We start from the raw sequence: 10452 nt of genomic DNA on the forward strand, positions 1-10452 counted from the left end.
TTTGTGTGCCGGCTCGCTGAGCTGGCCACTGTCGCCGCCTGAACGCATGCGTAAAGACGGCGACACCGTGATTCCAATAGCCACGCCGCGGTAAGGCTATGGAGAGGCTAAAGCCTGTCCAGGTCCCCCGGCAAACGAAGACTGAAGAACCATGGCCACTATCCACGTAGACGGCAAAGAGTACGAAGTCGACGGTGCGGACAACCTCCTGGAGGCTTGCCTGTCCCTCGGTCTCGATATTCCCTATTTCTGCTGGCACCCGGCGCTCGGTAGCGTCGGTGCCTGCCGACAGTGTGCGGTCAAGCAGTTTGCTGATGAGAACGACACCCGTGGTCGTCTCGTCATGTCCTGCATGACGCCTTCGACGGACAAAACTTATATTTCCATCGATGACCAGGAAGCCAAAGACTTCCGCAGTAGTGTCATTGAATGGCTAATGACTAACCATCCGCACGACTGCCCGGTTTGTGAGGAAGGCGGTCACTGCCACTTGCAAGACATGACCGTGATGACAGGCCATAACAAGCGCCGTTATCGCTTCACCAAGCGCACCCACCAGAATCAGGACCTGGGCCCGTTCATTTCTCATGAAATGAACCGTTGCATCGCCTGCTACCGTTGCGTGCGCTATTACAAGGATTATGCAGGCGGTACTGATCTGGGCGTTTATGGCGCTCACGACAACGTGTACTTTGGCCGTGTCGAGGAAGGAACGCTAGAAAGCGAGTTTTCCGGAAACCTGACAGAAGTCTGCCCGACAGGTGTCTTCACCGATAAGACCCACTCAGAGCGCTATAACCGCAAGTGGGACATGCAATTTGCACCGAGCATCTGCCATGGCTGCTCGTCCGGCTGTAACATCAGCCCCGGCGAACGCTATGGCGAGCTTCGCCGCATCGAGAACCGCTATAACGGGTCAGTTAACCATTACTTCCTCTGCGATCGTGGCCGTTTTGGTTACGGCTATGTAAACCGTAAGGACCGCCCACGTCAGGCCCTGTTGCGAAATGGCTCGCTTAACGCCGGTGTAGATGCTGCACTGGATAAAGCCGCCGAGCTCCTGCGCGGACGTAAAGTCATTGGTATCGGCTCTCCTCGCGCTAGCCTGGAAAGCAACTATGCCTTGCGTGAACTGGTAGGCGCGGATAACTACTACAGCGGCATGGCCAAGCATGAGCTGGAAAATGTCCGCCTTGTTCTAGATGCCCTACGTAACAGCCCGCTTCCGGTACCGACCATCCGCGATATCGAGAACCATGATGCGGTGTTGGTACTAGGTGAAGACCTAACCCAAACAGCAGCACGTGTTGCACTAGCGGTTCGTCAGGCCGCCAAGGGCAAGGCAACGGATATTGCAGCGGCAGCTCGTATCCCTGAATGGCATAAGGCTGCTGTTCAAACCATTGGTCAATCCAGCAAGAACCCTGTGTTCCTGGCTAGCCTGGCTGAAACACGTCTGGATGATATCGCTGCACAAACCATCCATGGCGCACCAGAGGATCTGGCCCGCTTCGGTTTTGCACTAGCAAACGCGCTTGATGCATCCGCCCCTGCCGTAGAAGGCTTGAGCGAAGAAGTAGCTCAGCAGGTCAAATTGGTAGCCGATACGCTGCTTAATGCTAAGCGCCCACTTATTATCTCCGGCACGTCGCTGGGTTCGAGAGCGCTGATCGAGGCCGCAGCCAACATCGCCAAAGCCTTGGCATTGAAGGAAAAGGCTGGCTCCTTGAGCCTTGTCGTTCCTGAAGCCAACAGCATGGGACTGGCTATCTTCGGCGGTGAATCCGTTGACGATGCCTTTGATGCTCTTGCTTCTGGAAAGGCAGATGCTTTGGTCGTGCTGGAAAACGATCTATTCCGCCGCACCGACGCTGCTCGTGTTGAGGAAGCACTTAAGGCCGTCAAGGCATTGATCGTTCTGGATCATCAACGTACCGCCACGGCTGAACGTGCAGACCTGATCTTACCGGCAGCCAGCTTTGCTGAAGGCGACGGCACACTGGTTAGCCAAGAAGGTCGCGCTCAGCGCTTCTTCCAGGTTTACGAGCCTACTTACTACGATCCAAGCAGCTTGATTCGTGAAGGTTGGCGCTGGCTACATGCGCTGCACAGCACCTTGCAGGGCAAGGCTGTGGACTGGACACAGCTGGATCAGGTTACCGAAGCCTGTGCGGCAAGCCATCCAAGCCTGGCTGGCATTCGCGATGCGGCGCCCAGCGCGTCCTTCCGAATCAAGGGACAGAAGCTTTCCCGTGAACCACACCGCTATAGTGGCCGTACCGCCATGCGCGCCAATATCAGCGTGCATGAACCCCGTACGCCTCAGGATATCGACTCTGCCTTTGCCTTCTCCATGGAAGGTTATTACGGCAGCGCCGAGCCACGTCAGCAGATCGCGTTTGCATGGTCTCCGGGCTGGAACTCACCGCAAGCCTGGAACAAGTTCCAGGACGAGGTAGGCGGTCATTTGCGTGCGGGCGATCCTGGTATTCGTCTGATCGAGTCTTCTGGCGACCGCCTAAGCTGGTTCAATACCATTCCGGCAGCCTACACGGCTCAGACGAACCAATGGAAAGCCGTACCGATCCATCATTTGTTCGGCAGCGAAGAGACCTCGGCTCGCTCGGAGACCTTCCAGGAGCGTATCCCCGAGGTTTACGTTGCGCTTGCAAAAGCGGATGCAGACCGTCTGGGCGTTAATCCTGGCACCAAGGTCAGCGTTACGGTTGCTGGTCAGGCGCTGAGTCTACCGCTGGTGGTCAAGCCTGGCCTGGCTGCCGGCCTGATCGGTTTGCCAGTAGGGTTTGAAGGCATCCCTACCCGCCTGGCGGGTCTTACCATCGATCGCGTTCAGGAGGCTGCGCAATGAGTTGGTTAACCCCTTCCGTCATCGCCATTATCCTGGCCGTCGTGAAGGCCATCGTGATCCTGCTTGCCGTAGTGATTTGCGGCGCGCTGCTCAGTTGGGTCGAGCGTCGTCTGCTCGGCCTCTGGCAGGACCGTCACGGCCCAAACCGTGTAGGTCCTTTCGGTGCATTCCAGTTGGGCGCCGATATGATCAAGATGTTCTTCAAGGAGGACTGGACACCACCATTTGCGGACAAGGTGACGTTCATGCTGGCACCCGTCATTGCGATGAGTGCCCTCTTGATCGCCTTTGCTGTAGTACCGATCACGCCAACCTGGGGCGTAGCAGACCTGAATATCGGCCTTCTATTCTTCTTTGCGATGGCTGGTCTTGCCGTGTATGCCGTGCTGTTCGCCGGCTGGTCGAGCAATAACAAGTTTGCCCTGCTTGGCAGCATGCGCGCTTCGGCACAAACAGTGTCCTACGAAGTATTCATGGGCCTTTCGCTCATGGGCGTCGTAGCTGTAACCGGCTCCTTCAACATGCGTGACATCGTTGAAGCACAGCATCAGGGTTTGTGGTTCATCATTCCGCAATTCTTCGGCTTTTGTACATTTTTTATTGCAGGTGTAGCGGTTACTCACCGCCACCCCTTCGATCAGCCTGAAGCAGAACAGGAACTGGCAGATGGTTACCACGTGGAATATGCCGGCATGAAGTGGGGCATGTTCTTCGTAGGTGAATACATTGGCATCGTGCTGGTGTCTGCTCTGCTCGTCACGCTGTTCTTTGGTGGCTGGCATGGTCCGCTGTTACCACCCTTTATCTGGTTCGCCTTGAAGACTGCGTTCTTCATCATGCTGTTCATTCTGCTACGTGCCTCTATCCCACGTCCGCGCTATGACCAGGTAATGGCGTTCAGCTGGAAGGTATGCCTGCCGTTGACCCTGATCAATCTGCTCGTCACCGGAGCCGTGGTGCTTTACAACGCCACGCCCGTCGCGGTTTAGTGAGGAGACCGTCCATGTTTAAAGAAATCATTAACGTCATACATGGTACTGGGACTCAGCTACGCAGCCTGCTGATGGTCTTTTCCCATGCCTTCAGAAAGCGTGACACCCTGCAGTACCCGGAAGAGCAGGTCTATCTGCCTCCCCGATACCGCGGGCGAATCGTACTGACGCGCGACCCCGACGGCGAGGAGCGATGTGTAGCCTGCAACCTGTGCGCAGTAGCATGCCCGGTAGGCTGTATTTCTCTGCAGAAAACCGAAGCAGAAGATGGTCGCTGGTATCCGGAGTTTTTCCGGATCAACTTCTCACGCTGCATCTTCTGCGGCATGTGTGAAGAGGCTTGCCCTACTACTGCAATTCAGCTGACACCGGACTTCGAAATGTGTGAGTACGATCGCCAGAACCTGGTGTATGAGAAGGAACACCTTCTTATTTCCGGACCTGGTAAGTACCCGGACTACAACTTCTATCGCGTTGCCGGTATGTCCATTGCGGGCAAACCAAAGGGTGCTGCGAAGAACGAGGCCGAGCCGATCAACGTCAAGAGCCTGCTGCCCTAAGGACGGAAAGATGGAATTTGCTTTCTATTTCGCTGCTGGTGTCGCCGTACTGGCTACGTTCAGGGTAATCACCAATCATAACCCGGTGCACGCCCTGCTCTACCTCATCATCTCCCTACTGGCTGTAGCGATGACCTTTTTCAGCTTGGGCGCTCCGTTCGCAGGTGCTCTAGAGGTCATCGTATACGCAGGTGCCATTATGGTGCTGTTTGTCTTCGTAGTGATGATGCTCAACCTTGGCCCTGCGGCTGTCGAGCAGGAACGCAAGTGGCTGACGCCTAATATATGGATTGGCCCGTCGATTCTGGCCATTGCGTTACTGGTCGAGCTGTTGCTGGTATTGGGCAGAATGCCTGGCGGCAACACCATCGGCCACACAACGGTTGACGCAAAAGCGGTAGGTATCAGCTTGTTTGGACCTTATCTGCTGGCGGTTGAACTGGCTTCGATGCTGCTACTGGCTGCCCTGGTTGCGGCCTACCACCTGGGCCGGCAACAAGACGTCAAAGGCGTCGGCGAGTAACCCGTTAAGGAATGGACCTATGAATGCGATACCTTTGGAACATGGCTTGGCACTTGCCGGCGCGTTGTTCGCCTTGGGTCTGGTTGGCCTGATGGTACGGCGCAATATCCTGTTCATATTGATGAGTTTGGAAATCATGATGAATGCCTCTGCCTTGGCTTTTGTCGTGGGCGGGAGTCGTTGGGGCCAACCTGACGGCCAGGTGATGTTCATTCTGGTGTTAAGCCTTGCGGCGGCTGAGGCCAGCATTGGCCTTGCGATCCTGCTGCAACTCTATCGCCGTTTCCATACCCTCGATGTCGATGCTGCCAGCGAGATGCGCGGATGAACCTGCTACCTCTTACTTTCGTTTTTCCTCTCATTGGCTTTGTACTGCTGGCGTTTTCCCGCAGTCGCTGGTCGGAAAACCTGTCTGCACTAATCGGCGTAGGCTCCGTAGGGCTTTCTGCTCTGACGACCGCCTGGGTCACCTGGCAGTTTCTTTCCAGCCCTCCACCTGAGGGGGCTGTCACCCAAGTCCTATGGAACTGGATGACGGTCGATGGCTTTGCGCCCAATATTGCTCTGTACCTGGATGGCCTCTCGGTGACCATGCTCTGTGTGGTAACCGGCGTAGGCTTTCTGATCCACTTATTCGCCTCCTGGTACATGCGTGGCGAAGCAGGCTATGCGCGCTTTTTCGCCTATACCAACCTGTTCGTGGCGAGCATGTTGTTCCTGGTACTGGGCGATAACCTGCTCTTTCTTTACTTCGGTTGGGAAGGTGTAGGCCTGTGCAGTTATCTGCTGATCGGCTTCTACTACAGCGAACGTGCCAACGGTAACGCAGCACTCAAGGCCTTTATCGTGACTCGCGTGGGTGACGTGTTCATGGCCTTTGGCATGTTTATCCTGTTCATGACCTTAGGCACTCTGGACATTCAGGAGCTGTTAGCTCGGGCACCAGATGTATTCACCATGAATGATCCGCTGCTCATGTTGGCTACGCTGATGTTACTAGGCGGCGCGGTAGGTAAGTCTGCCCAGCTGCCCCTGCAGACCTGGCTAGCCGATGCAATGGCGGGTCCGACACCTGTATCGGCGCTGATCCACGCCGCTACCATGGTGACCGCGGGCGTCTACCTGATCGCGCGCTGTCATGGCCTGTTTGAGCTGACGCCTTCAATCCTGCATCTTGTAGGTATCGTAGGCGCGGTTACGCTGGTGTTGGCAGGCTTTGCAGCACTCGTACAAACCGATATCAAGCGTATCCTTGCCTACTCCACCATGAGTCAGATTGGCTATATGTTCCTGGCCTTGGGTGTAGGTGCCTGGAGCGGTGCAATCTTCCACTTGATGACCCATGCATTTTTCAAGGCACTGCTGTTCCTTGCTTCCGGTTCGGTCATCCTGGCCTGCCATCACGAGCAAAACATCTTCAAGATGGGCGGCCTCTGGAAAAAGATTCCGCTGGCTTATGCAAGCTTCCTGGTGGGTGGTTCAGCGCTAGCAGCTCTACCGTTGCTGACTGCTGGTTTCTACTCTAAGGACGAGATCCTGTGGGAAGCCTTTGCTAGCGGTCATCAGAATCTGCTGATTGCAGGCTTGATTGGTGCCTTCCTGACGTCGATCTATACCTTCCGCCTCATCTTTATCGTGTTCCACGGTGAAGCCAAGACGGAGGCTCATGGCGGCCACGGTATCGCTCACCATTTGCCACTGATCGTGCTGATCATACTATCCACCTTTATCGGCGCCTGGATTACACCACCGCTGGCAGGTGTGCTTCCTGAATCAGCGGGTCATGCCGGTGGCGAAGCCAAGCACAGCCTGGAAATTGCTTCGGGCGCTATTGCGCTGGCTGGCATCCTGTTGGCAGCGCTGCTTTTCTTGGGCAAGCGTCGCTTTATCAATGCGCTTGCCAAAAGTGCTCCAGGCCGCTTCTTCGGCACTTGGTGGTACCACGCATGGGGCTTTGATTGGCTCTATAACTGGATCTTCGTGAAGCCTTACCTGGCTATTACCCACTTGCTGCGCAGCGATCCGATTGATAAAGCACTCGTTATCGTTCCGCTGCTGGCACGTGCCGGTAACCTCACGCTGAGCCTTACCGAGAATGGCCGCCTGCGTTGGTATGCCGCCTCCATCGTGGGTGGTGCAGTGCTGCTTCTTGCTGCACTGCTTCTGGCCTGACTTGAATCTACGAAAGGAATTGAGCCCGTCATGATTCTGCCTTGGCTAATCCTGATCCCCTTCATAGGCGGTCTGCTGTGCTGGCTGGGAGATCGCTCCGGCAATCTCCTGCCACGCTGGATTGCTCTATTAACCATGCTGCTTGAGCTAGTCCTGGGCCTGTGGGCCTGGTGGCATGGCGACTACAACCTAGCCCCTGCTCCGGGAGGCGAACAGGCCTGGGCGGTTGAGTTCCAGTATCCCTGGATCGAGCGCCTTGGTATCAGCCTGCACTTCGCCATGGACGGCCTATCGCTGCTTATGGTGCTGCTGACAGGTCTGCTGGGTCTTTTGGCCGTCGTCTGTTCCTGGCGCGAAATCCAAAAGCATGTTGGCTTCTTTCACCTGAACCTCTTGTGGATTCTGGGTGGAGTGGTTGGCGTGTTCCTGGCCATGGACCTGTTCCTGTTCTTCGTCTTCTGGGAAGTGATGCTGGTGCCGATGTATTTCCTCATCGCACTCTGGGGTCATAGCTCTGCCGACGGCAAGAAGAGCCGGATTACGGCAGCCACCAAGTTCTTCATCTTCACCCAGGCCAGCGGCTTGATCATGCTGGTAGCAATCGTGGCATTGGTACTGGTGAATTACAGCTCAACCGGTATCCTGACGTTTGAATATGAGGACCTGCTGAAAACGCAGATGGATCCAGCCACTGAGTACCTGCTCATGCTTGGTTTCTTCATTGCTTTCGCCGTGAAGCTGCCAGCCGTGCCGGTGCACTCGTGGTTGCCTGATGCTCATGCCCAGGCGCCTACTGCGGGTTCCGTCGACCTTGCCGGTATCCTGCTCAAGACAGCAGCCTACGGTATCCTACGCTTTGCCGTTCCGCTGTTCCCGAATGCTTCTGCCGAATTTGCACCTATTGCAATGTGGCTAGGTATCATCGGTATCTTCTACGGTGCGTTCCTATCTTTTGCACAAACCGACATCAAACGCCTTGTGGCTTACTCCAGCGTTTCGCACATGGGCTTTGTATTGATCGGCATCTACTCCGGCAGCTTGCATGCTCTGCAGGGTGTGGTCGTTCAGATGATTGCCCACGGTCTTTCTGCTGCCGGCCTGTTTATCTTGTGCGGCCAGCTCTATGAGCGTCTGCATACCCGCGACATGCGGGAGATGGGCGGGCTATGGGGTCGTCTCCCTTATCTACCGGCCCTCAGTCTGTTCTTCGCGTCGGCATCACTGGGCCTGCCGGGTACCGGCAACTTCGTGGGCGAGTTCCTGATTCTGATGGGTGCATTCCCAATGGTGCCAGTGACAGTCGTCATTGCTACATTTGGTCTGGTAGCCGCCTCGGTGTATTCATTGATCATGATTCACCGTGCGTACTTCGGTCCCGCCAAGTCAGACGCGCCACTGCCAGGCCTTAACGCACGGGAGATGTCTATGGTGTTACTCCTGGTAGGCCTGCTTATCCTTCTGGGTGTCTATCCGCAGCCCATACTGGATACGTCTGCAGCCAGCATGAACGGTGTGCACCAGTGGCTCGGTACGGCCTTCTCTTCCATCGTTTCTGCCCGGTAGTCGCGCCATGACTTTTACAACGGAACATTTCATCGCACTTCTGCCGCTCCTCATCACTGGCCTTACAGCCATCGTAGTGATGTTGGCGATAGCCTGGCGGCGCAGTCATACCGTAATTCCGACCTTGTCGGTCATCGGCCTGAACCTGGCCTTGCTTTCCATCGTGTACTCGATGCGCGTGGGTGACATTGATGTCACCAGCCTTATGCGTATAGATGGTTATACGCACTTTTATATAGCGCTTATCCTGGTGGCTACGCTGGCATGCATGACCTTGTCACATGCCTATATGGAGAAATATTCAAGCAACCGCGAAGAGCTTTATTTGCTGCTGCTTCTTTCCTGCACCGGTGGTATCGTGCTCGTCAGCGCCCAGCATCTGGCCTCGTTGTTCATTGGGCTGGAGCTTTTGTCCGTACCGGTTTATGGCCTGGTAGCCTACTCGTATTTCAATCGCCGCTCCCTCGAAGCCGGCATGAAGTACCTGGTGCTGTCCGCTGCTGGTTCGGCCATTTTGCTGTTCGGTATGGCGCTGTTGTACGCGCAATCAGGCACGTTGAGCTTTAGCGGTATTGGTGCACAACTGGCTCAGCAGGCCTCTGCGGGGCTGTTGCTGGAAATAGGTATAGGCATGATGTTTGTTGGCCTAGCCTTTAAACTCTCACTCGTTCCCTTCCATCTGTGGACACCCGACGTGTACGAAGGCGCACCTGCTCCTGTCGGTGCCTTCCTGGCTACTGCCAGCAAGGTCGCTGTCTTTGCAGTTGTGGTACGGATGTTCCAGACCATGCCGGCAGCCTTGAACGATACCTGGTTGCACAGTCTGGTTGGCTTTATCGCCATCATCTCCATTATGGTGGGCAACCTTCTGGCACTGATGCAAAGCAACCTCAAGCGCCTGTTGGGTTACTCATCCATTGCGCACTTCGGTTACCTGCTCGTAGCATTGGCCGCCAGCAAAGGTTTGGCTGTCGAAGCAATTGGTGTGTATCTGGTTACTTATGTTGTAACCAGCCTGGGTGCCTTTGGTGTTGTGGTGCTTATGTCCAGCCCCAGTAATGGCGAGCGTGATGCCGATGCGCTTTTCGAGTATCGCGGCCTTTTCTGGAGACGTCCTTATCTTACCGCCGTATTAACAGTGATGATGTTGTCCCTTGCCGGTATTCCCCTCACGGCGGGCTTTATCGGTAAGTTCTACATTATTACTGTAGGTGTTGAATCCAAACTGTGGTGGCAAACAGCGGCTGTGGTGTTAGGTAGTGCTATCAGCTTGTTCTATTACTTGCGTGTCATGGTAACCATGTATCTGGTTCAACCGGGCCTGAGTCGTCACGACGCACCCATGAACTGGGGCGAGCGTGTGGGAGGCGTCATGTTGATTGCTATCGCAGCGCTGACACTACTGCTGGGTGTTTACCCTCAACCGTTGCTACAAGTGCTTCAACATACAGGTCTGTAAGGACCGTCCATAAAAAAGCCCCATTTGTGAACTGACCCCCGAAAGTTGGACACAACCTTCGGGGGTTTCTTTATGGCGAAATACTCGCTTCAGTTCAAACTCATGGTTGTTCGGGATTACCTGGAAAGCGCTGATGGCTTCAGCAGGGTTTCGCATCGGCATCAGGTGGAGAGAAGCCTAGTCCGCACCTGGGTTGCGGCCTTTCAGCAGCATGGCGAAGCAGGCCTCATACCCACTCGATCTCATTACACTACGGCTTTCAAGCTCACTGTTCTCAAGCGACTATATGAAGAAAGCTTGTCCTACCGTCAGGC

At 55.3% G+C, this 10452-nt stretch carries 9 protein-coding genes; all 9 read left to right on the plus strand.

Annotated features, from left to right (window positions below; all coding sequences use genetic code 11):
• Positions 1–151: 151 nt before the first annotated feature.
• Positions 152–2869, plus strand: a complete 2718-nt coding sequence (nuoG, locus tag IEX86_RS21585; protein ID WP_188868209.1) for an NADH-quinone oxidoreductase subunit NuoG — start codon at positions 152–154, stop codon at positions 2867–2869.
• Positions 2866–3858 carry an NADH-quinone oxidoreductase subunit NuoH gene (gene nuoH / locus IEX86_RS21590; protein WP_188868210.1) on the plus strand — a complete coding sequence of 331 codons (993 nt, stop codon included), beginning with the start codon at positions 2866–2868 and terminating at the stop codon, positions 3856–3858. Before nuoG ends, nuoH begins: the two co-directional genes overlap by 4 nt.
• 14 nt (positions 3859–3872) lie before the next feature.
• Entirely contained in the window at positions 3873–4421 is a 549-nt protein-coding gene (gene nuoI, locus IEX86_RS21595) for an NADH-quinone oxidoreductase subunit NuoI (protein ID WP_122042204.1), read from the plus strand.
• Between the two features lie 10 nt (positions 4422–4431).
• A complete protein-coding gene (nuoJ, locus tag IEX86_RS21600) occupies positions 4432–4944 on the plus strand; it encodes an NADH-quinone oxidoreductase subunit J (protein WP_188868211.1) in 513 nt (170 codons plus the stop codon).
• Positions 4945–4963: 19 nt separating this feature from the next.
• The gene (gene nuoK / locus IEX86_RS21605; RefSeq protein ID WP_188868212.1) at positions 4964–5272 is read left to right on the plus strand and encodes an NADH-quinone oxidoreductase subunit NuoK; all 309 of its coding nucleotides are present in this window, start codon (positions 4964–4966) and stop codon (positions 5270–5272) included.
• The gene (gene nuoL, locus IEX86_RS21610) at positions 5269–7116 is read left to right on the plus strand and encodes an NADH-quinone oxidoreductase subunit L (RefSeq protein WP_188868213.1); all 1848 of its coding nucleotides are present in this window, start codon (positions 5269–5271) and stop codon (positions 7114–7116) included. Before nuoK ends, nuoL begins: the two co-directional genes overlap by 4 nt.
• Positions 7117–7146: 30 nt before the next feature.
• Positions 7147–8679, plus strand: coding sequence for an NADH-quinone oxidoreductase subunit M (gene nuoM, locus IEX86_RS21615; protein ID WP_188868214.1), 1533 nt, complete (start codon positions 7147–7149; stop codon positions 8677–8679).
• A gap of 7 nt (positions 8680–8686) precedes the next feature.
• Positions 8687–10138: an NADH-quinone oxidoreductase subunit NuoN gene (gene nuoN / locus IEX86_RS21620; protein ID WP_188868215.1), complete on the plus strand. Its 1452-nt coding sequence runs from the start codon at positions 8687–8689 to the stop codon at positions 10136–10138.
• Positions 10139–10210: 72 nt separating this feature from the next.
• The coding region (locus tag IEX86_RS21625) for a transposase (protein WP_188868216.1) at positions 10211–10452 on the plus strand (242 nt) is incomplete at its 3' end.

Source organism: Pseudomonas asuensis (genome assembly GCF_014646755.1).
Taxonomy (GTDB): Bacteria; Pseudomonadota; Gammaproteobacteria; order Pseudomonadales; family Pseudomonadaceae; genus Chryseomonas; species Chryseomonas asuensis.

Excerpts from the sequence above, each read along its gene's own strand:
- nuoG (WP_188868209.1), top strand. The coding sequence starts at position 152 with ATGGCCACTATCCACGTAGACGGCAAAGAGTACGAAGTCGACGGTGCG.
- nuoJ (WP_188868211.1), top strand. The coding sequence starts at position 4,432 with ATGGAATTTGCTTTCTATTTCGCTGCTGGTGTCGCCGTACTGGCTACG.
- nuoL (WP_188868213.1), top strand. The coding sequence starts at position 5,269 with ATGAACCTGCTACCTCTTACTTTCGTTTTTCCTCTCATTGGCTTTGTA.
- nuoN (WP_188868215.1), top strand. The coding sequence starts at position 8,687 with ATGACTTTTACAACGGAACATTTCATCGCACTTCTGCCGCTCCTCATC.
- nuoK (WP_188868212.1), top strand. The coding sequence starts at position 4,964 with ATGAATGCGATACCTTTGGAACATGGCTTGGCACTTGCCGGCGCGTTG.
- nuoH (WP_188868210.1), top strand. The coding sequence starts at position 2,866 with ATGAGTTGGTTAACCCCTTCCGTCATCGCCATTATCCTGGCCGTCGTG.
- nuoI (WP_122042204.1), top strand. The coding sequence starts at position 3,873 with ATGTTTAAAGAAATCATTAACGTCATACATGGTACTGGGACTCAGCTA.
- nuoM (WP_188868214.1), top strand. The coding sequence starts at position 7,147 with ATGATTCTGCCTTGGCTAATCCTGATCCCCTTCATAGGCGGTCTGCTG.